The sequence below is a fragment of the Streptomyces sp. NRRL S-244 genome (assembly GCF_000717915.1).
In the GTDB taxonomy this organism is placed as follows: domain Bacteria; phylum Actinomycetota; class Actinomycetes; order Streptomycetales; family Streptomycetaceae; genus Streptomyces.
The window spans coordinates 210,304-231,936 of sequence record NZ_JOCX01000011.1; the positions used below are offsets into that span (position 1 = coordinate 210,304).

General features: G+C 70.5%; 26 protein-coding genes. 21 read left to right on the forward strand and 5 right to left on the reverse strand.

The annotated features are described in order from the left end of the window. Nucleotide 1: 1 nt before the first annotated feature. From IF02_RS0116210 to IF02_RS0116235, 6 genes are all read left to right on the forward strand, one after another. On the forward strand, nucleotides 2-868 hold the full coding sequence (locus tag IF02_RS0116210; protein ID WP_030157486.1) for an alpha/beta fold hydrolase: 867 nt from the start codon (nucleotides 2-4) through the stop codon (nucleotides 866-868). 102 nt (nucleotides 869-970) lie between these two features. Continuing rightward, on the forward strand, nucleotides 971-1,657 hold the full coding sequence (gene rpe, locus IF02_RS0116215; protein WP_030157487.1) for a ribulose-phosphate 3-epimerase: 687 nt from the start codon (nucleotides 971-973) through the stop codon (nucleotides 1,655-1,657). 124 nt (nucleotides 1,658-1,781) lie between these two features. Continuing rightward, nucleotides 1,782-2,795, forward strand: coding sequence for a sugar-binding transcriptional regulator (locus IF02_RS0116220; protein ID WP_030157489.1), 1,014 nt, complete (start codon nucleotides 1,782-1,784; stop codon nucleotides 2,793-2,795). 190 nt (nucleotides 2,796-2,985) lie between these two features. Continuing rightward, nucleotides 2,986-3,207, forward strand: a complete 222-nt coding sequence (locus tag IF02_RS0116225) for a CarD family transcriptional regulator (protein WP_030157491.1) — start codon at nucleotides 2,986-2,988, stop codon at nucleotides 3,205-3,207. A 70-nt stretch (nucleotides 3,208-3,277) separates the two neighbouring features. After that, entirely contained in the window at nucleotides 3,278-3,736 is a 459-nt protein-coding gene (locus IF02_RS0116230) for a ribonuclease domain-containing protein (RefSeq protein WP_030157493.1), read from the forward strand. Beyond that, nucleotides 3,733-4,140 carry a barstar family protein gene (locus IF02_RS0116235; protein ID WP_051696245.1) on the forward strand — a complete coding sequence of 136 codons (408 nt, stop codon included), beginning with the start codon at nucleotides 3,733-3,735 and terminating at the stop codon, nucleotides 4,138-4,140. Before IF02_RS0116230 ends, IF02_RS0116235 begins: the two co-directional genes overlap by 4 nt. On the opposite strand, the gene IF02_RS36095 is transcribed toward IF02_RS0116235, so the two are convergent. The 5 genes from IF02_RS36095 to IF02_RS0116260 form a co-directional block, all read right to left on the reverse strand. Next, the gene (locus IF02_RS36095; protein ID WP_030157496.1) at nucleotides 4,137-4,616 is read right to left on the reverse strand and encodes a group II truncated hemoglobin; all 480 of its coding nucleotides are present in this window, start codon (nucleotides 4,614-4,616) and stop codon (nucleotides 4,137-4,139) included. The genes IF02_RS0116235 and IF02_RS36095 overlap by 4 nt on opposite strands. Then, a complete protein-coding gene (locus tag IF02_RS36100) occupies nucleotides 4,613-4,948 on the reverse strand; it encodes a putative quinol monooxygenase (protein ID WP_030157498.1) in 336 nt (111 codons plus the stop codon). The genes IF02_RS36095 and IF02_RS36100 overlap by 4 nt, the downstream gene beginning before the upstream one ends. Nucleotides 4,949-5,031: 83 nt before the next feature. Continuing rightward, complete coding sequence (locus IF02_RS0116250; protein ID WP_030157500.1) at nucleotides 5,032-5,559, reverse strand: hypothetical protein; 528 nt, start codon at nucleotides 5,557-5,559, stop codon at nucleotides 5,032-5,034. A 54-nt stretch (nucleotides 5,560-5,613) separates the two neighbouring features. Further along, complete coding sequence (locus IF02_RS0116255; protein WP_078622118.1) at nucleotides 5,614-7,335, reverse strand: FAD-dependent oxidoreductase; 1,722 nt, start codon at nucleotides 7,333-7,335, stop codon at nucleotides 5,614-5,616. Then, complete coding sequence (locus IF02_RS0116260) at nucleotides 7,332-7,604, reverse strand: UBP-type zinc finger domain-containing protein (protein WP_030157503.1); 273 nt, start codon at nucleotides 7,602-7,604, stop codon at nucleotides 7,332-7,334. The genes IF02_RS0116255 and IF02_RS0116260 overlap by 4 nt, the downstream gene beginning before the upstream one ends. A gap of 267 nt (nucleotides 7,605-7,871) precedes the next feature. Here IF02_RS0116260 and IF02_RS0116265 point away from each other — a divergent pair, with 267 nt between their 5' ends. Genes IF02_RS0116265 through IF02_RS0116335 form a run of 15 tightly spaced genes read left to right on the forward strand, consistent with a single transcriptional unit; the run spans nucleotide 7,872 to nucleotide 21,572 of the window. Further along, nucleotides 7,872-8,696: a type 1 glutamine amidotransferase domain-containing protein gene (locus IF02_RS0116265; protein ID WP_030157505.1), complete on the forward strand. Its 825-nt coding sequence runs from the start codon at nucleotides 7,872-7,874 to the stop codon at nucleotides 8,694-8,696. An 8-nt stretch (nucleotides 8,697-8,704) separates the two neighbouring features. Beyond that, nucleotides 8,705-10,348 carry a thiamine pyrophosphate-binding protein gene (locus IF02_RS0116270; protein WP_030157506.1) on the forward strand — a complete coding sequence of 548 codons (1,644 nt, stop codon included), beginning with the start codon at nucleotides 8,705-8,707 and terminating at the stop codon, nucleotides 10,346-10,348. Between the two features lie 40 nt (nucleotides 10,349-10,388). Then, nucleotides 10,389-10,820 carry a nuclear transport factor 2 family protein gene (locus IF02_RS34815; RefSeq protein ID WP_030157508.1) on the forward strand — a complete coding sequence of 144 codons (432 nt, stop codon included), beginning with the start codon at nucleotides 10,389-10,391 and terminating at the stop codon, nucleotides 10,818-10,820. A gap of 47 nt (nucleotides 10,821-10,867) precedes the next feature. Continuing rightward, a complete protein-coding gene (locus IF02_RS0116280) occupies nucleotides 10,868-11,323 on the forward strand; it encodes a nuclear transport factor 2 family protein (protein ID WP_030157510.1) in 456 nt (151 codons plus the stop codon). A 13-nt stretch (nucleotides 11,324-11,336) separates the two neighbouring features. Beyond that, nucleotides 11,337-11,717, forward strand: coding sequence for a nuclear transport factor 2 family protein (locus tag IF02_RS0116285; protein ID WP_030157511.1), 381 nt, complete (start codon nucleotides 11,337-11,339; stop codon nucleotides 11,715-11,717). Nucleotides 11,718-11,730: 13 nt separating this feature from the next. Continuing rightward, nucleotides 11,731-13,344, forward strand: coding sequence for a GMC family oxidoreductase (locus IF02_RS0116290; protein WP_030157512.1), 1,614 nt, complete (start codon nucleotides 11,731-11,733; stop codon nucleotides 13,342-13,344). Beyond that, nucleotides 13,337-13,948: a DJ-1/PfpI family protein gene (locus IF02_RS0116295; RefSeq protein WP_030157513.1), complete on the forward strand. Its 612-nt coding sequence runs from the start codon at nucleotides 13,337-13,339 to the stop codon at nucleotides 13,946-13,948. Before IF02_RS0116290 ends, IF02_RS0116295 begins: the two co-directional genes overlap by 8 nt. Continuing rightward, nucleotides 13,948-14,394: a VOC family protein gene (locus tag IF02_RS0116300; protein ID WP_030157514.1), complete on the forward strand. Its 447-nt coding sequence runs from the start codon at nucleotides 13,948-13,950 to the stop codon at nucleotides 14,392-14,394. Before IF02_RS0116295 ends, IF02_RS0116300 begins: the two co-directional genes overlap by 1 nt. Before the next feature lies 1 nt (nucleotide 14,395). After that, nucleotides 14,396-16,225 carry an AGE family epimerase/isomerase gene (locus IF02_RS0116305; protein ID WP_030157515.1) on the forward strand — a complete coding sequence of 610 codons (1,830 nt, stop codon included), beginning with the start codon at nucleotides 14,396-14,398 and terminating at the stop codon, nucleotides 16,223-16,225. 37 nt (nucleotides 16,226-16,262) lie between these two features. Next, entirely contained in the window at nucleotides 16,263-16,607 is a 345-nt protein-coding gene (locus tag IF02_RS0116310) for an STAS domain-containing protein (protein ID WP_030157517.1), read from the forward strand. Beyond that, nucleotides 16,604-18,739, forward strand: a complete 2,136-nt coding sequence (gene glgX, locus IF02_RS0116315; protein ID WP_234318217.1) for a glycogen debranching protein GlgX — start codon at nucleotides 16,604-16,606, stop codon at nucleotides 18,737-18,739. The genes IF02_RS0116310 and glgX overlap by 4 nt, the downstream gene beginning before the upstream one ends. A 58-nt stretch (nucleotides 18,740-18,797) precedes the next feature. Further along, entirely contained in the window at nucleotides 18,798-19,109 is a 312-nt protein-coding gene (locus IF02_RS0116320) for an STAS domain-containing protein (RefSeq protein WP_030157520.1), read from the forward strand. A 5-nt stretch (nucleotides 19,110-19,114) separates the two neighbouring features. Further along, nucleotides 19,115-19,579, forward strand: a complete 465-nt coding sequence (locus IF02_RS0116325; protein ID WP_234318218.1) for an ATP-binding protein — start codon at nucleotides 19,115-19,117, stop codon at nucleotides 19,577-19,579. Then, nucleotides 19,561-20,829, forward strand: a complete 1,269-nt coding sequence (locus IF02_RS0116330) for a PP2C family protein-serine/threonine phosphatase (protein WP_051696246.1) — start codon at nucleotides 19,561-19,563, stop codon at nucleotides 20,827-20,829. The genes IF02_RS0116325 and IF02_RS0116330 overlap by 19 nt, the downstream gene beginning before the upstream one ends. Then, nucleotides 20,829-21,572, forward strand: coding sequence for a MinD/ParA family ATP-binding protein (locus IF02_RS0116335; protein WP_030157526.1), 744 nt, complete (start codon nucleotides 20,829-20,831; stop codon nucleotides 21,570-21,572). The genes IF02_RS0116330 and IF02_RS0116335 overlap by 1 nt, the downstream gene beginning before the upstream one ends. Nucleotides 21,573-21,633 lie beyond the last annotated feature (61 nt).

Below are 21,633 nucleotides of genomic sequence, written 5' to 3' on the forward strand. Positions count from 1 at the left end.
CGTGGGCGAGCGCGTGGTCGAGGCCGATGGCATCAGACTGTGCACCGAGTCCTTCGGGGATCCGGCCCGTCCGCCCGTCCTGCTCGTCATGGGGACGGGGGCTTCGATGCTCTGGTGGGACGAAGGGTTCTGCCGGATGCTCGCCGGGGGCGGGCGCTTCGTGGTCCGGTACGACCACCGCGACACCGGCCGGTCCGTCACGTACGAGCCGGGCCGTCCCGGGTACACGGGCGCGGACCTGGTCGGCGACGCCGCCCGGGTGCTCGATGCGTACGGCATCCCGGCCGCGCACGTCGTGGGCGTCTCCGCCGGAGGGGCGCTCGCGCAGCGGCTCGCGCTCGACCACGCCGACCGCGTCCTGTCCCTCGTCCTGATCAGCACGTCCTCGGCCGTCCCCGGCGGTGACCGCGCGCCTGCGCCGCCCACCGCGGAGTTCATGCGCTTCGTCTCGGCCGTGCGCGTCGACTGGTCGGACGCCGACTCGGTGGTCGAGTACCAGGTGGCCTGTGCGCGCGTGCTCGCGGGAGGTCGGCGTCCGTTCGACGAGGCCGCCGCCCGCGGCCTCGTCCGCCGCGACGTCGAGCGCGCGCACGATTTCGCCGCGCTCCGCAATCACGACGCGCTCCCGGAGGGCGAGCTCCCCTCCGCGTCCCTGTCCTCGATCGCCGTGCCCGTGCTGGTGATCCACGGGACCGCCGATCCGATGTTCCCGCTGTCGCACGGCGAGGCACTCGCGCAGCAGATCCCCGGGGGAAGGCTGTTGGTCCTGGAGGACGCCGGACACGGGGTCGAGCGGGCCGACTGGGCGGTGATCGTCCCCGCCGTCCTCCGGCACACCGCCGGGGATCATGCCGGCGGTGATCTATAAGAATGTGTTGATTGTTCCTCGGCATTGGTTAAGGGTCGCTACGTCCGCCCTCAGTTCCGGGGTCGTGGCCGGAACCGCGCCACGGCATGGCAGGCTTGGGGCATGGCCGCTCAGATTTATCCCAGCATCCTGTCCGCCGACTTCGCCCGACTCGCCGAGGAGGCGAAGGCCGTCGAGGGGGCCGACTGGCTGCATGTCGATGTCATGGACAACCATTTCGTCCCGAACCTCACCCTCGGTGTGCCCGTCGTGGAATCCCTGAGCCGCGCCACGGACATCCCGCTGGACCTGCACCTCATGATCGAGAACCCGGACCGCTGGGCCCCGCAGTACGTCGAGGCCGGCGCCGGATCGGTCACCTTCCACGCCGAGGCCGCCGCAGCGCCCGTGCGGCTCGCGCGGGAGATCCGGGCCAAGGGGGCGCGGGCGTCCATGGCGCTCAAGCCCGCCACGCCGATCGAGCAGTACGAGGACATCCTCCCCGAGCTCGACATGCTGCTGATCATGACGGTCGAGCCCGGCTTCGGCGGCCAGCCCTTTCTCGACATCATGCTCCCCAAGATCCGCCGTACCCGGGAGCTCATCGCCAAGCACGGTCTGGAGCTGTGGCTCCAGGTCGACGGCGGGGTCTCGGCCACGACGATCGAGCGGTGTGCGGAGGCCGGCGCCGACGTGTTCGTCGCGGGAAGCGCGGTCTACGGGGCGGTCGACCCGGCCGCGGCCGTCCGTACGCTGCGCGAGCAGGCGGACGTCGCGATCGCCGCGGCGCCCTGGGCTTGCGACCACTGAAACGAGAGTTGGTGAACAGCTCGGTGAACGGGAGCTGTCCAGGCTGATCAACGGCCGCCGGATCTGACAGGATGAACGGCGAGTCGAGAGTGTGAACAGCAGTGAGGAGAACGCGGTGTCTGCAATGTCGGCGGGACGGTCAGCCCTGCGGATGGGACCCGCGGAGCTGGTGCAGGCGGCGGCCATGGCGCGCCGCTTCTACCTGGAGGGCAAGTCCAAGATCCAGATCGCCGAGGAGTTCGGCGTGAGCCGCTTCAAGGTGGCCCGGGTCCTGGAGACCGCCCTCGAGCGCGACCTCGTACGGATCGAGATCCGGGTGCCGGCCGAGCTCGACGCGGAGCGGTCCGACGCGCTGCGGGCCCGGTACGGGCTCCGGCACGCGGTGGTGGTCGAGTCCCCGGCCGACGCGACCGAGGACGCGCCGGACCCGGAGAACCTGGGCGCGGTCGCCGCCGACCTGCTCGGCGAGCTCGTCAACGAGGGCGACGTACTGGGCCTGGCGTGGGGGCGGTCGACCATCCACATGGCCGCCTCCCTGCACCGGCTGCCGCAGTGCACCGTGGTGCAGCTGACGGGCGTGTACGACGCCGGTACGGCCGAGCGCGGGTCCGTGGAGGCCGTACGGCGGGCCGCCCAGGTCTCGGGCGGCGACGCGCACCCGATCTACGCGCCGATGCTGCTCCCCGATCCGGCGACCGCGGCCGCGCTGCGGAGCCAGACGGGGATCGCCCGGGCCTTCGAGTACTTCGACAAGGTGACGGTCGCCGCGGTCTCGATCGGGTCCTGGGAGCCGGGCATCTCGACCGTCCACGACATGCTCACCGACGAGGAGCGGGCGCACTACGCCTCGCTCGGTGTCGCGGCCGAGATGTCCGCCCACCTGTTCGACTCCGAGGGGCGCCGCGTCGGGCGGGACCTCGGCGAGCGCTGCATCACCGTCGAGGCGGACCGGCTGCGGCGGATTCCCGAGGTCGTGGCCATCGCGGGCGGGCTGCGCAAGGCGTCCGCGATCGGGGCGGTGCTGCGGTCCGGGCTGGTGACCAGCCTGGTCACCGACACGGCGGTCGCGGACTACCTGCTCACCGAGTCGGAGCCGGGGCTGCGGCCGGCGCTGGAGCGGGCCGACCCGGACGACTGAGTCCCCCCGGTTCCTTCGCGGATCGTGTGCGGCACCCCCGCGCCGCCGCCCTGCCGGGCCCGGCGCGGGCCCTGGGCGGGCCCTGGGCGGGCCCTGGGCGGGCCCTGGGGTCGGTCCGGGGCGGATGGTGCCGCAATTGAGATCCGAACGGCGGCCCGTGCGGGGGGCTGTGGGGCGCATACTGGTCTCAATGACAAAGTCAGCAGTACCTCGCCGCCATTTGCCGTCCAGCCCGTTCAAGGCCCCCGTGGAACCGCCGCTCCGGCAGTTCAGCGTCGGCGACCGGGTCTCTCACGATGAGCACGGCCTCGGCCGTGTCGTCGGTATCGAGGAGGGGATCGCTGTCCTGGTCGACTTCGGGTCGGTCCAGAAGAGAATTCTGAGTCCTTACACCAAGATGTCCGCGCTCTGAGGCTGTCGCCGCCGCGGTTGCCGTCGCCGCGCGATTCGCGAGCGAATCGGATATTTGGCACGATCGGTGCATGATCTTCAGGGACGTGCCCCGGTCGTTGCTGCGTCTGGTCGTGGGGACGGTGTTCCTGTGCGCTGCGCTGGTCGGCGTGGCGGGGTGTGGTGGGGAGAAGGCCGCGCCGTCCGCCGCCGCCTCGGCGCCGGCTTCCGTACCGGGTCCCGCCGTTTCCTCGCCGCCCGGATGGGCCAAGGGGATGGCGACCGTACGGGCGGACGCGCTGCCGGCACAGGCGCGGGACGTGCTCCTGCTCATCGACAAGGGCGGGCCGTATCCGTACCGGCAGGACGGCACCGTGTTCGGGAACTTCGAGAAGGTCCTGCCGAAGCAGAAGCGCGGCTACTACCACGAGTTCACCGTGAAGACGCCGGGGGAGCGCGACCGCGGGGCGCGGCGGATCGTGACCGGTGGGGGTGGGGAGTTCTACTACACGGACGACCACTACGACACCTTCAAGGCGGTCCTGCGATGACCCTGGATCCGCGGCCGCTCGGGCCGGCGCTGGCCGCCGCCGAGGAAGCGGGCTGGACGACGCTCCGGGTGGACCTGGCCGGCGTGCGCAGCAAGGCCGAACTGATGCGGCGGTGGGGAGCGGAGCTCCGGGTGCCGTCCTGGTTCGGCGGGAACTGGGACGCGCTGGCCGATGCGCTGATCGACCTGTCGTGGCTGCCGCGGGCGCCGGGGCGGCTGGTGGTGGTGACGTCCTGGCGGCCGTACGCGCAGCTGCGGCCGGGGGACTGGGAGACCTTGCAGGAGATCCTGGAACAGGCCGTCGACTTCTGGCGCGAGGGCGCCGAGGGCGCCGCGGGCGAGTTGACCGTGCTGCTCGCCGACGGCGGGGGCGGGGACGAAGCCCCCGCCCCCGGAGGGGTCTAGCTCTTCGGGATCCACGGGGGCGTTTGGCCCCAGGACCAGATCGGGATCTTGGCCGCGTCCACCGGCGGGGGGTTGGGGCCCGAGTAGATCAGGGCCATGCGGGTGCCCCACTCGATGTAGTACGCGAACACCGCGCGGAATTCGGGGTCCGCCGGGAGGCCGACCTCGTCCGCCGTGTCCATCAGCAGGTCCACCCAGCGGCGGCGCTGCGTCTCGGTGATGCCGCGGCCCAGGTGCTTGGTGGCCATGTGCTGGTGGCCGCCGTGGTGGGCCGTGTACTCCGCCGGGCCGCCGAAGACCTCCGACAGCCAGACGGCGACGTGCTGGGGGTGCTCCGAGTCCATGCCCGCGAAGACCGGGGCCAGGATCTCGTCCTGCAGGGCGTGTGCGTAGAAGGCGTCGGTGAGGCGGTTCATCGCCTCCGCCCCGCCCATCCACTCGTAGATGGTGGGAGTGGTGCCGGGTGTGGTGCTCATGACTGGGGTGCGGCCTTTCCGGGGCCGGCCACGTCGGTGACGCGGTAGTGCTGCATCTCCTCGATGGCCTTCACGTACGGGCGGATCGCGCTGAAGAACGCCGGGAAGTGCTCGCCCTTGCGGAATCCGTTGAGGTGGGCGTCGACCGACGTCCAGCGGATGCGGAGGATGTAGCGCTCCCGGTCGTTCTCCTCCTCGCAGCGGGCCAGCTCGTAGTCGATGCACTCGGGTGACGCGGCCAGGGCCTCCGCGGCCTGCCGGTACGAGTCCTCGAAGGCCTGCTGGTCGTCCAATGCGATCCGGTAGCGGATGTATTCGACGGTGGTGGTCATGGGGCGTGCCTCTCCCTGTGATCGGGTGCCGGTCGGCTCGCTGTCAGACTTGCGCGATCATGCCCCGGTGGGGAGGACTTTCGTCATTCCGACTCAGACTTCTTGGAGTCCGCGGCCTCGGAGGCGTCGGAGGCGTCCGCGACGTCGGGGCCGGCCGCGCGGACCTGCTGGACCTTGGCCAGCGAGTCGCGGAGCTCGGTCAGCCACTCGTCCGTGTTGCGGCCGACGAGGCGGACGCACCAGGCGAGGGCGTCGGCCCGGCTGCGGGCGACGCCGCCCGCCACCAGGGTGTCGAGGACCTTGCGCTCCGGCTGGCGCAGGCGCGTCATCACCGGGACCGCCAGGTGCGTGAACAGGACGCGGTCGTCGCCGGACTGGACGGCCCAGGCGACCTTGCGGCGGTAGAGCTCCTCCGCCTCCCGCGCGACCTCGATGCGCTGTTCCCGGGTGCGCTCGCGGAACTCCTTGACGGACTCGGTCGCCGGGATGGTGCCGACGACCGTGATCTCCTCGCGGTCGACCGCCACGTCGACCAGGGACTCGTACACGTCCACCGGAAGGCGGTCCGCGAACCACGTGCGAAGCTGCTCGCTCTGCTCGGCTGTAATCATGTAATCAACGTTGCATCCGGCGCCCGCTTGATCGCAAGCGATTCGTGTTCGCTCTCAGCCCATCGACCGGTACCGGTGGATCAGCGAGACCGCCATCGCCCCCTCGCCCACGCCCGAGGCCACGCGCTTGACCGAGTGGGCCCGTACGTCGCCGGCCGCGAAGACACCGGGGACGCTCGTCTCCAGCGGGTACGGGGCGCGCTCCAGGCTCCACTCCGCCGGGAGCTCCCCGCCGTTCGCGATCAGGTCGGACCCGGTGAGCACGAAGCCGTACTCGTCGCGCTCGACCACGCCCGACAGCCAGTCCGTGTGCGGGCGGGCGCCGATGAAGGTGAACATGAACCGGGCCGGGACCTGCGTGTCCGCGCCCGTCGTCGCGTCGTGGAGGGTCAGCTGCTCCAGGTGTTCGTCGCCGTCCAGCCGGACCACCGTCGTACGGACCTTGACCTCGATGTTCGGGGTGCGGTCGATCTCGTCGATCAGGTAGCGGGACATGCTCGCGTCCAGGGATTCGGCGCGGACCAGGATGGTCACCTTGGCCGCGTACTTGGCGAAGTGCACCGCCGCCTGGCCGGCCGAGTTCGCACCGCCCACGATGAACACGTGCTGCGAGATGCACGCCGAGCTCTCCGTCGTCGCCGCGCCGTAGTAGAGCCCCGCGCCCTCGAAGCGGTCCGCGCCGGGGGCCTGAAGGCGGTTGTACGAGACGCCGGTGGCCAGCAGCACCGTTTCGGCGCTGATCTCCGTGCCGTCGGCCAGGGTCAGGATCTTCGCCGGGTCGTCCCGGGTCAGCGAGACCACCTCCACCGGGTGCAGGATCTCGGCGCCGAAGCGGGAGGCCTGGATGGTGGCCCGGCGGGTCAGGTCGCCGCCGGAGAGGCCCGAGGGGAAGCCCAGGTAGTTCTCGATCAGGCTGGAGGTGCCGGCCTGGCCGCCCGGGGCGCGGGAGTCCAGCATCAGCGTCGAGAGGCCCTCCGAGGCCGCGTAGACCCCGGCCGCCAGACCCGCGGGGCCCGCGCCGACGATGACGCACTCGTAGTGCGGGCGCGAGGCGGTGGTGGCCAGCCCGAGGCGCTGGGCGAGCTCGGTGTCGGACGGCGCGGAGAGCACTGCCCCATCCGGGAACCGTACGAGGGGCAGCGCCGCGTCGGGCTGGGCGGCGATCAGGGTCAGCGCCTCGGGATCCCGCTCCACGTTCAGGAAGCGGAACGGCTGGCCGTTGCGGGTGAAGAAGTCCCGGACGGCGTGCGTGCCGGGGGAGACGAGGTGTCCGGCGACGATGATGCCGTCGTACGCGGGGCGGTAGGTGGCCAGCCAGTCGGAGAGCAGGTCGTCCAGGACCGGGAAGAGCCGCTCGTGCGGCGGGTCCCACGGCTTGAGCAGGTAGTAGTCGAGCCGCACCCGGTTGATGGCGGTGATCGCCGCGTCCGTCTCCGCGTACGCCGTGAGCAGCACGCGGCGGGCGTCCGGGAAGCGGCTGACGGCCTCCAGGAGGAACTCGACGCCGGTCACGTCGGGCATCCGCTGGTCCACGAGGAACAGCGCCGGGTCGTGGCCGCGCTCGTCGAGGGAGTCCAGGATCTTGAGGGCGTCGGCGGCGGAGGAGGCGCCGAGCACCCGGTAGCGGTCGCCGTACGCGCTGCGCAGGTCGCGGCGGACGGCGCGCAGCACCTGCGGATCGTCGTCCACGGCCAGGATGACGGGCTTCCTGCTCTCGGCGCGCTCGGCCGCGGCCGCCGTGGCGGGGGCGGTGGCGCTCTCCGGGGCCGCGCTCACGCCGCGTCCAGCATCAGCTTGTCGGCGTAGCACCAGGCCCAGGCCTCGCCGGGCTCGTGCGAGGCGGCGATGGGGTGCTCGCTGGTGCGGTAGTGCCTGGTGGCGTGGCGGTTCTTGGAGGAGTCGCAGCATCCGACGTGCCCGCAGCTGAGGCACATCCTCAGGTGCACCCAGCTGTCGCCGAGGGCGAGGCACTCCTCGCAGCCCTCGGTGCCTGGTTCCACCGGACGCATCTGATCGATGTGTGTGCACAACAGGTCCGTCGTCATCGTCCCCGTCCCTCTCCTCGATCCATCGCGCACCCCTGATTCACGGCGCGTCCAGACCATAGGGCGGTGCCCCCGTAATGGTTCAGCGATTCGGCCGAGGTCATGAAGTCCTGCGGCTACTTCATGACGTCCGGAAGCGACTACCTGAGGTGCCCCTGCGACCTGCCCTCCCACCTCATGAAGTCGCATACGGGCACTTTGACGCAGCCCTCGGGCGCAAGCAGTGTGGGTCAGGCCAACGACAACAGGCGGCGCCTGGAGGAATCCGTGAGCAGAAAGATTCTGGTCATTGTCTCCGAACACGGTTACTGGGCCGAAGAACTGATAGGCCCCGTTTCGAAGTTCGACGAGCAGGGCTACGAAGTCGTATTCGCCACGCCGACCGGAAAGCGTCCGCACGCTCTTCCGCCGAGCCTCGACGCGAACTTCATCGACCCTCCACTGGGACGCTCGGTCACCACCGAGGAGAACGCCCGGCTGGGGCGGGAGTTCGAGCAGTCGAGCCGGCTGGACACGCCGCTCGACATCGAGGCGTGGGCGCCCGAGCGCCCGTACACGAGCGACGAGGGCTACCTGCGCAAGCTGGAGCAGTACCACCGCGATCTGGAGAAGCTGGAGGCCGACATCGCCGGCTACGACGCGCTCCTCATCGTCGGCGGCAGCGGCCCCATCGTCGACCTCGCCAACAACGAGCGCGTCCACGCGCTGATCCTGGCCTTCAAGAACGCCGGCAAGGTCGTGGCCGCCGAGTGCTACGGCGTGGCCTGCCTGGCCTTCGCCCGCGACTGGGGCGACCGCAAGAGCATCATCTGGGGCAAGCACGTGACGGGCCACTGCAAGGAGTACGACTACAAGGACGGCACCGGATTCCTCGGCACCGACTTCAACATGGGCCCGCCGCCGTACCCGCTGGAGTACATCCTGCGCGATGCCACCGGGCCGCGCGGCGCGTATCACGGGAATTTCGGCCACCCGCTTTCGGTGATCGTCGACTACCCGTTCGTGACCGGCCGTTCCACCCCTGATTCATATCTGACGGGGCAGAAGATCGTGGAAGTCCTGGAGGACGGTCTCACCCGTTACGGGTGGTAGGGGGAATCATGGAAGCCACTCCCGGACGGGAAAGGCTGATCGAGCAGTTCAAGGCCGACGGCCTGAATGTGATGTTCGGAAATCCGGGGACGGTGGAACAGGGATTCCTCGACGCGGTGGACGCGGCGGAGGACTTCCACTACGTCCTCGCCCTCCAGGAGACCGTGGCCGCCGGCATCGCCGACGGCTACGCCCGGGCCACCGGCGGCGCCGCCCTGCTCCAGCTGCACTCCGGGGTGGGGCTGGGCAACGGCATCGGGATGCTCTACCAGTCGTTGCGCGGCCACACCCCGCTCGTCGTGGTCGCCGGCGACGCCGGGGTCCGCTACGACGCCATGGACGCGCAGATGGCGTCCGACCTGGTGGCGATGGCGAAGCCGGTGACGAAGTACGCGACCCGGGTCACCGACCGCCACTCCGTACTGCGCACCATCCGGCGGGCGGTCAAGATCGCCCTGACCCCGCCGCGCGGCCCGGTCTTCGTGGCGCTGCCGATGGACGTGCTGGACGAGCTGAACTCCGAGCCCGTCCTGCCCGCCGCGGTGCCGCTCACGGACGTGGCGCCCTCGCCGGCCTCGGTGGGGCGGGCGGCCGAGCTGCTCGCCTCCGCGGAGCGGCCCGTGATCCTCGTCGGGGACGGGGTCTCGCTCTCCGGGGCCCAGCGCGAACTCGCCGCCGTCGCCGAGCTGCTGGGCGCCGACGTGTACGAGGTCGACTCCTCCGAGGTGAACATCGCGGCCTCGCACCCGCTGCGCCGCGGCCAGACCGGCCACATGTTCGGCCCGCACAGCAAGGAGCTCGTCGCCGGCGCGGACGGGGTGCTGATCGTCGGCACCTACGTCTTCCCGGAGGTGTTCCCCGAGCTGGAGAACCCCTTCCGGGCCGGCGCCAAGGTCGTCCACATCGACCTGAACGCGTACGAGATCGCCAAGAACCACCCGGTGGACCTGGGGCTGGCCGCCGACCCGAAACAGGCCCTGCGCGCGCTGGCAGGCGTACTGGAGCGCCGGCTGAGCCCGCAGAGGCGGGCGGCCGCGGCCGCCCGGCTCGACGCCCGCACCCGGGAGCGCGCGCTGTCCGCCAGGAGCGGGGACACCGAGCAGGACGGCACGCCGATGGCCGTCTTCCTGCGGACCCTGGCCGAGCGCACCGGCGGGGACCTGATCGTCTTCGACGAGGCGCTGACCACCTCGCCGCTGGTCACCCGGTACCTGCCGGCGGAGCGCCCCGGCGACTACCACCTCACCCGGGGCGGTTCGCTCGGGGTGGGCTTCCCGGGGGCGGTCGGCGCCAAGCTGGCCCGTCCCGACCGCCTGGTCGTCGGCTTCGCGGGCGACGGAGGGTCGATGTACACGTACCAGGCGCTGTGGACCGCGGTCCGGCACGGCATCGACGCCAAGTTCGTGGTCTGCAACAACCGCAAGTACCGGCTGCTGGACGACAACATCGCCCAGTACTGGCGGGAGCGGGACATCCCGGAGCACGGGTTCCCCGGCTCCTTCGACCTCTCCCACCCCGAGATCGACTTCGCCGGGCTGGCGCGGGCGCTCGGCGCCGAGGGGATGCGGGTGGAGAAGCCGGACGAGGCGGTCGCCGCCGTGGCCCGGATGCTCGACCACCCCGGACCGTTCCTGGTCGACGTACAGATCTGACACCGCACAGCACACACCACCACGGACAGGAGGAGACCGCATGCCCGCCGAGCGGCTGACCGAGGACGCGATCCGCACCTTCGCGGAGAACTGGTACGTGGCCCTGGACCAGCACCTTCCGCTGGACCAGGTGCTCCCCCTCATCACGGGGGACCTGGAGTTCAAGGTCCCCGAGGACACCTTCCTCGGACACCAGGGCTTCGGCCGCTGGTACGAGGCGGTCACCCACCGCTTCTTCGACGAGGTCCACACCGTCACGAAGGTGGAGCCCGTCATCGAGGGCGACCGGGCCATCGTCCGGGTCCTGGTCAACTGGCAGGCCAAGATCTGGGACCCGCCGGCCGCCCGCAGCGAGTGGCTCGGCTTCGACGCCGACCAGACCTGGACGGTGGTGGCCGGTCCCGACGGACCGCTGATCAAGCAGTACACCGTCAACGACCTGGCCCCGATGCCCGGTTCCGGCTCGCTCTGAGCGCGGGCGCGGACGCGGACGCAGGCGAAGGCGAAGGAGAAGCGACGATGACCGAAGTGACACGGGAGCGGGTCGAGGCGGCGTACGCCGCCCTCGGCTCCGGCGACCGGGCCCGCATCCTCGAGTACTACTCCGAGGACCTGCGCTGGCTGGTGCCGGGCAGCCACCCGCTGGCCGGCTGGTACGAGAGCCTGGACGCCTTCCTGGAGCTGATGGGGCAGACCCACAAGCTCACCGGCGGCACCTTCCGGATGGACATCCAGGCGGTCCTCGTCGGCGAGGACTGCAGCGCCGACGTCTGCCGCAACGTCGCCGTGCGCGACGGCGCGGACCGGGCGAGCCAGTCCCCGTACGAGCGCATGGACTACCCCGTCTTCCACTTCATGCGGTGGCGGGACGGCCGGATCATCGAGGGCCGCGACGGGCTCTTCGGGGACTCGGCGACCGCCTTCAGCCAGTTCTGGGCGCCGTTCGCGCCCGACGGAACCCGCCGGGACCGATAGGGGGAGGAGCGCGATGAGCGCTGTGGACGCACGACAGATCCTTGAGAAGTACTACGAGTACGCCAACGCGGGGGACTGGGACCGCTGGTGCGACCTGTTCGCCGACGACCAGGTCATGGACGAGCAGCTCGCCGGACACATCGAGGGCCTGGAGCTCCTGCGCTCGATGATGAAGGGCATGGGGACGATGTACCGCGTCTTCCGGAACGAGCCCGTGCACTTCCTCGTCGACGGGGAGAAGGCCGCGGCCGTCTCCCACCTCAGCGCCGTCAGCGCCTCCGGCGAGGCGATCGAGGCCGAGGTCATGAACTTCTTCCGGATCGTGGACGGAAAGATCGCCTACATGGCGAACTACCACGACACCGTCCCCTTCCAGGTGCTGAACCAGGGCTGAGGGAGGCCGACTCGTGGCGATCGCCGAGAGAGAAGAGTACGACTACGTCATCGTGGGATCCGGCACCGCGGGCAGCGTCCTCGCGAACCGGCTCTCCGAGGACCCGGACGTCTCCGTCCTGGTCCTGGAGGCGGGCGGCAACCGGATCCCGCCCGAGGTGGACGACCCGTCCTCCTGGTACAAGCTGCTCGGCGGGCCCGTCGACTGGGGCTACACCAGCGTCCCGCAGCCCGGGCTCGACGGCCGGCGTACGTACGAACCGCGCGGCAAGGCCCCCGGCGGCAGCAGCAACCTGTACATCATGATGCACATCCGGGGCCACGCCTCGGACTTCGACAACTGGACCTACCAGGGCGCCGCCGGCTGGGGGTACGAGGACGTCCTGCCGTACTTCGCCCTCCTGGAGGGCCAGGAGGACGCCACCGCGCCCACCACCGGCACCCGCGGCCCGCAGCGCATCACCAACGCCGGGCAGCACGGCCCCAACCCGGTCTCCCGCGCCTTCATCGACGCGGCCGTCGAGCTCGGCCACCAGGAGATCGCCGACTTCAACACCGACGGGCCCCGGCGCGGGCTCTTCGGCACCGGCTGGCACCACATCGACGTGGCCGACGGGCGCCGCCAGGGCACCCTCGCCGCCTACCTGGAGCCGGCGCTGGACCGTTCCAACCTGACGCTGCGCACCAGCGCCCAGAGCACGCGTCTGCTCTTCGACGGCGACACCTGCACGGGAGTCGAGTACACGCAGCTCGCACCGCCCGCCGATTTCCCCGGCCGGACCGTGCGCGATGCGCACAGCACGGCCGCCGCGCCCGGACCGCACTCCGTACGGGCCCGCCGCGAGGTGATCGTGGCCGCCGGGGCGATCGAGTCCCCGAAGCTGCTGCTGCTCTCCGGCATCGGCGACCCCGGGCAGCTGCGCGAGCACGGCATCGAGACGGTCGCGGCGCTGCCCGGGGTCGGCGAGAACTTCCACAACCACGTCCTGACCGGGCTGATGGCCGAGGTCACCCAGGAACTCCCGCCCCCGGCGCAGAACCTGTCGGAGAGCGCTCTGTTCCTCTCGTCCCGGCCCGGCCTGCCCGCGCCCGACCTGCAGATCGCCTTCGTCCACGTGCCGTTCGACGTGATCGTCGGCAAGGACCACCCGGACACGGTGAGCATCCTTCCCGGTGTCGTACGCCCCGTCTCGCGCGGCTGGATCCGGCTCGCGAGCGCCGATCCGCTGGCCCACCCGCTGATCAACCCGAACTACCTGGGCGACCGGTGGGACCTGGAGCGGATGGTGCAGGGCATCAAGCTGGCCCGGGAGATCTTCGCGACCTCGGCCTTCTCGCCCTGGTACAAGCAGGAACTCCAGCCCGGTCCCGGCTTCGTCTCCGACGAGGACCTGCGGACCTTCGCGAAGCAGAAGTCGGAGAGCTACCACCACCAGGCCGGCTCCTGCCGCATGGGCATCGACGACCTCTCCGTCGTCGACCCCGAGCTGCGGGTGCACGGCGTACGCAACCTGCGCGTCGTCGACGCCAGCGTGATGCCCGCCGTCCCGTCGGGCAACTGCCACACCGCCATCGCGATGATCGCCGAACGCGCGGCGGACTTCCTGAGGGGGACCTCCCGTGCCTGACGCCGTACTGCGCGAGGGTGCGCTGAGCGGGACCCGGATCGCGGTCCTGGTCGAGAGCGACTTCTACGAGCCGGAGATCTTCTACTACGGCCGCCGGTTCGCCGAGGAGGGCGCCGAGGTCGACTTCCTGACCCGGCTGTGGGGCAACGACTCCATCACCTTCTCCGGGCACGAGTACCGGGCGCCGTTCACCGCCGACAAGTCCCTGGAGGGGCTGAGCGACGAAGAGCTGCGCCGGTACGCGGCGATCATCGTGCCCTCGGGCATGGTGGCCGACCGGCTGCGCTACACCGAGGACGTGGACGTGCTGGCCCCGGCCACGGAGCTGCTGCGCCGGGCCTTCGAGGAGCCGACCGTCCTCAAGGGGATCATCTGCCACGGCATGTGGCTGGCCGCCTCGATCCCGGACAAGATCCGGGGCCGCAAGGTGGTCTGCCACAACAACCTCATCGGCGACGTCCGGAACATGGGCGCCGAGTACGTGAACGAGGACGTGGTGGTCGACGGCGACCTGGTCACCGGCCGCACCGGCGCCCACCACCACCTCTTCGCCCGCCGGATCATCGAGCTGATCGCGGCGGGGCGGGGCCGGGGGAGCGCCTGATGCCCGGACCCGCGGAGCGCGAGATGGTCTGGTCGCACGTGGGCCTGAACTGCACGGACCAGAAGACGACCGAGGAGTTCTACACCCGGTACTTCGGCTTCACCCGGGCCCGGGTGGTCGACCTCGGGGAGGCGCGGATCGTGTTCCTGCGCAAGGGGGACGCGTACCTGGAGCTCTTCGCGGCCGGCACCCCCGCGGCCCGCCCGGCGCAGGACGACGGTCCGCAGGCCCCGGGCCGGATGCGCCACCTGGCCTTCCAGACCGACAGCGTGGACGCGTTCCTGGCCGAGCTGGGCGACGCGGCCGAAGTGACCCTGGGGCCGCTGGACTTCGACGACTTCATCTGCGGCTGGCGGACCGTGTGGGTCCGCGATCCCGACGGGGTGATCGTCGAGGTCAGCCAGGGATTCGAGGACGACCGCTCACACGACAAGGACGGTGCATGACATGGCGGACGCCGTGAGCTTCTCCTTCTCCGACACCATCGCGGGCTACGTCGGCCGCTTCGACTCCGAGTCCCGCGTGCTGCGGCTGAAGACCTCGGACGGGCGCGAGTTCGACGTCTCCCTGGCCGGGGACCCGAGCGCCGAGCTGGTCCGCAACCTGGACGAGCCGTACATCGACGCCTCCGGGCACATCGACGAGATGCTCTCCCCGGGCCGGTTCCTCTTCGTCTACGGCGTCCACTACCCGGAGCGCGGCGGGCGTTTCGACGCCAAGCGCCTGGTGTTCCTGGGCCGCGGCGCCGAGGACTACCGGTTCGAGGAGCCCAGCTGGTGGGTCAAGCAGATCGAGTCGCTGGCCGACTTCTACAAGCGGGCGCAGTTCGGCGACGGGCCGGTGGACTTCACCGAGTACCGCACCGAGATCCGGCTCGGCGGCGACAAGACCGCCAGCCACGTCCAGGAGACCGACACGATCTCCCGCCTGGTCTACGGCATGGCCTCGGCCTACCTGCTGACCGGCAAGGACGAGTACCTGGAGGTCGCCGAGCGCGGCACCGAGTACCTGCGCAAGCACATGCGGGTCGTGGACAGCGAGGAGGACGTGGTCTTCTGGTACCACGGCATCAGCGTCGACGGGGACAGCGAGCGCAAGCTGTTCACCTCGGAGTTCTCCGACGACTACGACGCGATCCCGATGTACGAGCAGATCTACGCGCTGGCCGGCCCCATCCAGACCTACCGGGTCACCGGTGACATCCGGATCAAGAACGACGCGGACGCCACCATCCGGCTGTTCGACAAGTTCTTCTTCGACCCGGAGCAGGGCGGCTACTACTCGCACATCGACCCGATCCTGTTCAGCGCGGACCACGAGTCCCTCGGCGAGAACGCCGAGCGCAAGAACTGGAACTCGGTCGGCGACCACGCGCCCGCGTACCTGATCAACCTCTACCTGGCGACGGGCGACCAGAAGTACGCCGACTTCCTCGAGTACACCTTCGACACCATCGCGGACAAGTTCCCGGACTACAAGAACAGCCCCTTCGTCCAGGAGCGCTTCTTCCGCGACTGGTCGCACGACACCGCCCACAGCTGGCAGCAGAACCGCGCGGTCGTCGGGCACAACCTGAAGATCGCCTGGAACCTGATGCGGATGAACTCGCTGAAGGCCAAGCCGGCGTACGAGGACCTCGCCAAGAAGATCGGCGAGATCATGCCGGCGGTCGGCAGCGACGTGCAGCGCGGCGGCTGGTACGACGTCGTCGAGCGGGTCAAGTCCGTCAGCAAGGACGGCCAGGAGACGTATCGTTTCGCCTGGCACGACCGCAAGGCCTGGTGGCAGCAGGAGCAGGCGATCCTCGCCTACCTCATCCTGAACGGCACGGTCGGCGGCGACGCCTTCCTGCGCGAGGCCCGGCAGGCGGAGGCCTTCTACAACACGTTCTTCCTCGACCACGACGAGGGAGCCGTCTACTTCAACGTGCTCGCCAGCGGTACGCCGTACCTGCTCGGCACGGAGCGGCTCAAGGGCAGCCACTCGATGTCCATGTACCACTCGGCGGAGCTCTGCTACCTGTCCGCCGTCTACAACAACCTGCTGATCAACAAGCGGGAAATGGACTTCCACTTCAAGCCCGACCCGACCAACCTGCCCGACCGCGTGCTGCGCGTCTCTCCCGACCTGCTGCCCGCCGGCTCCGTGCAGATCGCGTCCGTCGAGATCGACGAGAAGCCGTACCGGGACTTCGACGCCGACGGCCTGACCGTCCGGCTGCCGGACGTCCAGGGGCGGGTCAAGGTCAAGGTCCGGCTGCGCCCGGTGACTTCATAGCGCTCAACGGGGGGCGCCCCGACTAGAGGGGAAAGCAATGTCTCTGAACGTCAAGGAACGCCGCAACAAGGGCGGTACCGTCCTCGTCGCCACCGGCGAGATCAACAGTGAGACCTCCGGACAGCTGCTGCAGGCCCTGCTGCCGCTGGTCCGCGAGGGCCGGCCGCTGCGGATCGACCTCACGGCCGTCACGTACGTGTCCAGCGCGGGCCTGCGCACCCTGCTCGTCGTCTACCGCGAGGCCCAGCACGCCGGTGTCGCCGTCACCCTCTACGGGGTGAGCGAGGAAGTCCGGTTCGTCATGTCGGCCACCGGCTTCCTCGACTTCTTCGAGACCGGCGAGGCCGTCGCGGCGAGCGCCAAGGCCAAGGCCGCGCGATGAGCGAGGGCCAGTCCGAGCAGGTGCTGCGCGTCGACGCGTACCCGACCCACGAAGTGGGCGGGTACCGCGTCCGCGCCGGCAAACCGTTCCCCTTCGGGGCCAACGTGGTCCCCGGCGGGGTCAGTTTCTCCGTCTTCTCCGACCAGGCGACCTCCATGACCCTGGTCATCTTCAAGCGCGGAGAGCCCGAGCCGATGGCCGAGCTGGAATTCCCCGAGGAGTTCCGCACCGGCAGCGTCTTCGCCATGACGGTCTTCGGCCTCGACCACGAGAACATCGAGTACGGGTACCGCGCCGACGGCCCCTACGACCCGGTCACCGGGCACCGCTTCGACGCCCGCCAGGTCCTCTCCGACCCCTACGCCCGGCTGATCTCCGGCCGCGACGTGTGGGGCGTGGAGCCGGACCGCAGCCGCGGCTACCAGTACCGCTCGCGGGTCTGCCTCCAGGACTTCGACTGGGGGGACGACACGCCGCTGCGGCTCCCCGCCGAGGACCTCGTCGTGTACGAGACCCACGTGCGCGGCTTCACCCGGCACCCCTCCTCGCAGGTCACCGCCCCCGGCACGTTCGCGGGGCTGCGCGAGAAGATCCCGTACCTGAAGGAGCTCGGGGTCAACTGCATCGAGCTGCTCCCGGTGTTCGAGTTCGACGAGAGCGACAACATGCGCTCCAACCCGGAGACGGGCGAGCACCTCTTCGACTACTGGGGCTACAACACGGTCTCGTTCTTCGCGCCGAAGGCCGGCTACGCGGCCACCGGACGCTACGGGATGCAGGGCGACGAGTTCCGCACCCTGATCAAGGACCTGCACGCGGCCGGCATCGAGGTCATCCTCGACGTCGTCTTCAACCACACCGCCGAAGGCAACGAGCAGGGCCCGACGATCTCCTTCAAGGGGCTCGACAACGCCACGTACTACATGCTCACGCCGGAGGGGTACTACTTCAACTTCAGCGGCACGGGCAACACGGTCAACTGCAACCACCCCGTCGTGCGCAACTTCGTGCTCGACTGCCTGCGCCACTGGGTCGCCGACTACCACATCGACGGCTTCCGCTTCGACCTCGCGGCCATCCTCGGCCGGGCCCTGGACGGCACCCCGCTGCCCAACCCGCCGCTGCTGGAACTGCTCGCCTACGACCCCGTCCTGCGGCACACCAAGCTCATCGCCGAGGCCTGGGACGCGGGCGGCCTCTACGAGGTCGGCAACTTCCCGGCGTACGGACGCTGGGCCGAGTGGAACGGGAAGTACCGCGACACCGTGCGCAGCTTCCTCAAGGGCGACCCCGGGGTGACCGGGGAGCTGGCCACCCGGATCGCCGGCTCGCCCGACCTGTACTCCACCCGCGGCACCTCCGCCTCGGTCAACTTCCTCACCGCCCACGACGGCTTCACCCTGGCCGACCTCGTCTCGTACAACGACAAGCACAACGAGGCGAACGGCGAGGGCAACAACGACGGGGCCAACGACAACAACAGCTGGAACTGCGGGGCCGAGGGGCCGACCGACGACCCCGAGGTCAACCGGCTGCGCACGCGCCAGATGAAGAACGCCCTGGCCATCCTCATGACCAGCCAGGGCATTCCGATGCTGCTGTCCGGCGACGAGGTCGCCCGCACCCAGCAGGGCAACAACAACACGTACTGCCAGGACAACGAGCTGTCCTGGTTCGACTGGGACCAGGTCGACGACAACGCCGAACTGCTCCGGTTCACCCGGGAGATGATCGCCTTCCGCGGGCGCCACCGCGAACTGCGCTCCACCTCCCACCCCACCGGCCAGGTCCGCGAGAGCCTGGGCCTGCCGGACATCAGCTGGCACGGCGAGCGGGCCTGGCAGCCGGACTGGTCGGCGGAGAGCCGGCTGCTGGCGGTGGCCCGCTGCGGCACCGGGGACGACGACGTGGTGTACGTGGCCATGAACTCGCACTGGGAGGCGCACGACCTGGAGCTGCCCGCGCTGCCGCACGGGCGCAGCTGGCACCTGTTCGCGGACACGGGGGCCGAGGCCCCGCACGACATCCGCACCCCGGGCGGCGAGCCCGAGCTGGAGAACGCCGGGAAGTACCTGATCGGTCCGCGCTCGGTCGTGATCCTGGTCGGCCGGACGCCCGATCCCGAGCTCTAGCCGCGCCCGCTCCCTGATCCCACGAACGCTCCAACCGTACGGCCGAAGGAGACCTCACATGCCGCTTTCCGTGTCCCTGAGCATCGAGGGCGACACCACCGTCATAGAGCTGGCGGGCGAGCTGGACGCCAAGACCGCGCCGGACTTCCACCAGACCATCGAGAAGGCCGCCGGGCACGGCACCGGCACGGTCGAGATCAGGATGGCCGGCGTCGGCTACATGGCCAGTGCCGGACTGCGGTCCCTGGTCTTCGCCCAGCAGAAGGTCGCGAACCACGTGACCATCAAGGTGGTCGGCGCGATCGAGCCCGTGTCCCGGACCATCCGGACGGCCGGGCTGGACCGCAGCATCGTGCTCTCCGATGAGTGAATCGCATGAGTGACATGGTCGAACTGGCGAGGACGCCCGCCGAACTGGAGGTGCCCGCCACGCTGGGGGCACTGGGCGACATCGCCTCGTTCGTCCTGCGGCTGGCCGGCCGGGCGGGCCTGGGCAAGGGGCCCGCGTACCGGATCCGGCTGGCCGTGGACGAGCTGGCCACGAACATCGTGATGCACGGGTACCGGGGCGGCGACGGGCGGATCACCGTCCGCGGCCGCTCCGGTCCCGGCCGGGTGCAGATCTCCATAGCGGACTCCGCGCCGGCGTTCGACCCCGTCGAGGGCTGCCTGCCCCCCGCCCCCGGGGTTCCCCCCGAGCGGCGCAGGATCGGCGGACTCGGCATCCACCTGGCGCTGACCAGCGTGGACGAATTCAGCTACGTACGCAGGGACGGCCGCAACATCAGCACGCTGACTGTGAACGCTGAGGGGACGGACCCATGCCCTCCACGACCGTGATCATCCTCGACGAGTACCCGCCGCCTCCGCTCGAACTGCTCGACGCGCTGCGCTCGATGGACGCGGAGCTCGTCACCCGCACCCTGGCGGAGCTGCGGGGCGGCCCGCTCGACGAGCTGCCCGTCGCCGACGTCCTGCTCGCCCCGGCCCAGGCCGAAGGCGAATCGGTGCGCCTCGCGGTACGGCGGCTGCGCCGCTGGGCCGGGGCCCCCATCGTGGTCGTCTGGACGGTGACGGAGTTCGCCGCCCTGGAGGAGCACGTCCGGCTCGGCCACGACTACCTCGTACCGCCCTTCCTGCCCGCTCTCGTAGGGGCCCGGCTGCACAGCTGCTCGGAGCGCGCCGGACTCGGCCGCACCCTGCGCGAAGCCGATGCACGCGCCGAACTCATGGGCTACGAGAAGGAATTGGAGATCGGCCGGGAGATCCAGGCCGGCTTCCTGCCCGAATCGCTGCCGGTCCCCGAGGGCTGGGAGATCGACGTGCGCTTCCGGCCCGCCCGGCAGGTCGCCGGGGACTTCTACGACGTCTTCGAGATCTCCCGCGGCCGCCGCCTCGCCTTCGTCGTCGCCGACGTCTGCGACAAGGGGGTCGGCGCCGCGCTGTTCATGGCACTGATCCGCTCGCTGCTGCGGCACACCGCGGAGAACAGCGGACTCCAGCACCTGGTGGCCGCCGGGCGCGCGGGCGGCAGCCGGCGGATCCCGGTGGTCGGCGCGACACCGCTGCTCAACGCGGTCACCGCCACCAACGGATACCTGACCCGCAACCACCTCAGACAGGGCTACTTCGCCACCCTGTTCTTCGGTGTGCTCGACCCCGTGACCGGCAGCCTCGTGTACATCAACGGGGGCCACAACGCGCCGCTGCTGCTGCGCGCCGACGGCGGCGACCCGCTCGCCCTGGAGGTCACCGGACCCGCCGTCGGGGTGCTGCCGGACTGCGTGTACACGCTCGGCTACGCCCAGCTGAACCCCGGCGACACCCTGTTCGTGTTCACCGACGGAGTGCCGGAGGCCCGCTGCCCCGACGGCAGCTTCCTCGGTGACGAGCGGATGCTGGAGCTGCTCGCCGGCCCCCCGGCGAGCGGCAGGGAGGTGGTCGACCTCATGGACACCGCGGTACGGGAGCACACCGGAACGGCCGAACAGCACGACGATGTCACCATGCTGGCCCTGCACCGGCCACGTGCGGCGCGGGGGCCGCACGCGGACCGGACCACGGCCGCGGGCCGTGCGGCGGTGGCCTGATGGCCCGGACCATCGTGGTGCACTCGCACCGCGGGGGCACCGGCAAGTCCTCGGTACTGGCGAACCTCGCCCTGCTCATCGCGGGCGAGGGGCGCCGGGTGGGGGTGGTCGACACGGACATCCAGTCGCCCACCCTGGACCTGCTCTTCCGGCTCGGCCCGGGTCCCTCCCTGGCCGACTACCTGCTCGGGCGCTGCGAGATCGAGTCCACGGCCCAGCAGGTCGGCGTGCCCGGGCTGTACGTCGTACCGGCACGGACCGGGACGGCGGCCCTGCGCGAGCTCATGACCAGCGGATACGACGTGGGGCTGCTGCCGGAGGGCTTCGACCGGCTGGTCGAGTGCTACGCGCTCGACGTGCTGCTGCTCGACACCCACGCCGGGCTCAACAACGAGTCGGTGACCGCCATGGCGAGCGCCGACGTACTGATGATCATGGCCCGGGCCGACCGGATCGACCTCTCCGGGGTCGAGGAGACCATCGCCCTCGCCGGGCGGCTGGCCTGTCGGCGGGCCCTGGTCATGAGCATGGCCCCCGAGGGCATCGACGGGGAGCGGATCCGCCGGCGTGCCGAGGAGGTGTACGGCGCCCCCCTGGCCGGAATCCTTCCCTATGTTCCGGAAATGGCCGCCCTGTACGGCGAACGCATATTCGCAGAAGCCCATCCCGACCACCCCCTGGTCGGTGAATTCCGCACCATCATCTCCGCGTTGGACGCACCTCACGAAGTATCGCGCGCCTGACGCTCCCCCCTTACGCCCCCTGCGGGGGGCGTGTTGAATCGGCAGCGATTCCAGAACAAGG

What these genes read in the sequence shown, in the direction of transcription:
- rpe (WP_030157487.1), top strand. Translation starts at nt 971, where the DNA reads ATGGCCGCTCAGATTTATCCCAGCATCCTGTCCGCCGACTTCGCCCGA.
- IF02_RS0116220 (WP_030157489.1), top strand. Translation starts at nt 1,782, where the DNA reads ATGTCGGCGGGACGGTCAGCCCTGCGGATGGGACCCGCGGAGCTGGTG.
- IF02_RS0116225 (WP_030157491.1), top strand. Translation starts at nt 2,986, where the DNA reads ATGACAAAGTCAGCAGTACCTCGCCGCCATTTGCCGTCCAGCCCGTTC.
- IF02_RS0116230 (WP_030157493.1), top strand. Translation starts at nt 3,278, where the DNA reads ATGATCTTCAGGGACGTGCCCCGGTCGTTGCTGCGTCTGGTCGTGGGG.
- IF02_RS0116235 (WP_051696245.1), top strand. Translation starts at nt 3,733, where the DNA reads ATGACCCTGGATCCGCGGCCGCTCGGGCCGGCGCTGGCCGCCGCCGAG.
- IF02_RS36095 (WP_030157496.1), bottom strand. Translation starts at nt 4,616, where the DNA reads ATGAGCACCACACCCGGCACCACTCCCACCATCTACGAGTGGATGGGC.
- IF02_RS36100 (WP_030157498.1), bottom strand. Translation starts at nt 4,948, where the DNA reads ATGACCACCACCGTCGAATACATCCGCTACCGGATCGCATTGGACGAC.
- IF02_RS0116250 (WP_030157500.1), bottom strand. Translation starts at nt 5,559, where the DNA reads ATGATTACAGCCGAGCAGAGCGAGCAGCTTCGCACGTGGTTCGCGGAC.
- IF02_RS0116260 (WP_030157503.1), bottom strand. Translation starts at nt 7,604, where the DNA reads ATGACGACGGACCTGTTGTGCACACACATCGATCAGATGCGTCCGGTG.
- IF02_RS0116270 (WP_030157506.1), top strand. Translation starts at nt 8,705, where the DNA reads ATGGAAGCCACTCCCGGACGGGAAAGGCTGATCGAGCAGTTCAAGGCC.
- IF02_RS34815 (WP_030157508.1), top strand. Translation starts at nt 10,389, where the DNA reads ATGCCCGCCGAGCGGCTGACCGAGGACGCGATCCGCACCTTCGCGGAG.
- IF02_RS0116280 (WP_030157510.1), top strand. Translation starts at nt 10,868, where the DNA reads ATGACCGAAGTGACACGGGAGCGGGTCGAGGCGGCGTACGCCGCCCTC.
- IF02_RS0116285 (WP_030157511.1), top strand. Translation starts at nt 11,337, where the DNA reads ATGAGCGCTGTGGACGCACGACAGATCCTTGAGAAGTACTACGAGTAC.
- IF02_RS0116300 (WP_030157514.1), top strand. Translation starts at nt 13,948, where the DNA reads ATGCCCGGACCCGCGGAGCGCGAGATGGTCTGGTCGCACGTGGGCCTG.
- IF02_RS0116305 (WP_030157515.1), top strand. Translation starts at nt 14,396, where the DNA reads ATGGCGGACGCCGTGAGCTTCTCCTTCTCCGACACCATCGCGGGCTAC.
- IF02_RS0116310 (WP_030157517.1), top strand. Translation starts at nt 16,263, where the DNA reads ATGTCTCTGAACGTCAAGGAACGCCGCAACAAGGGCGGTACCGTCCTC.
- glgX (WP_234318217.1), top strand. Translation starts at nt 16,604, where the DNA reads ATGAGCGAGGGCCAGTCCGAGCAGGTGCTGCGCGTCGACGCGTACCCG.
- IF02_RS0116320 (WP_030157520.1), top strand. Translation starts at nt 18,798, where the DNA reads ATGCCGCTTTCCGTGTCCCTGAGCATCGAGGGCGACACCACCGTCATA.
- IF02_RS0116325 (WP_234318218.1), top strand. Translation starts at nt 19,115, where the DNA reads ATGAGTGACATGGTCGAACTGGCGAGGACGCCCGCCGAACTGGAGGTG.
- IF02_RS0116330 (WP_051696246.1), top strand. Translation starts at nt 19,561, where the DNA reads ATGCCCTCCACGACCGTGATCATCCTCGACGAGTACCCGCCGCCTCCG.
- IF02_RS0116335 (WP_030157526.1), top strand. Translation starts at nt 20,829, where the DNA reads ATGGCCCGGACCATCGTGGTGCACTCGCACCGCGGGGGCACCGGCAAG.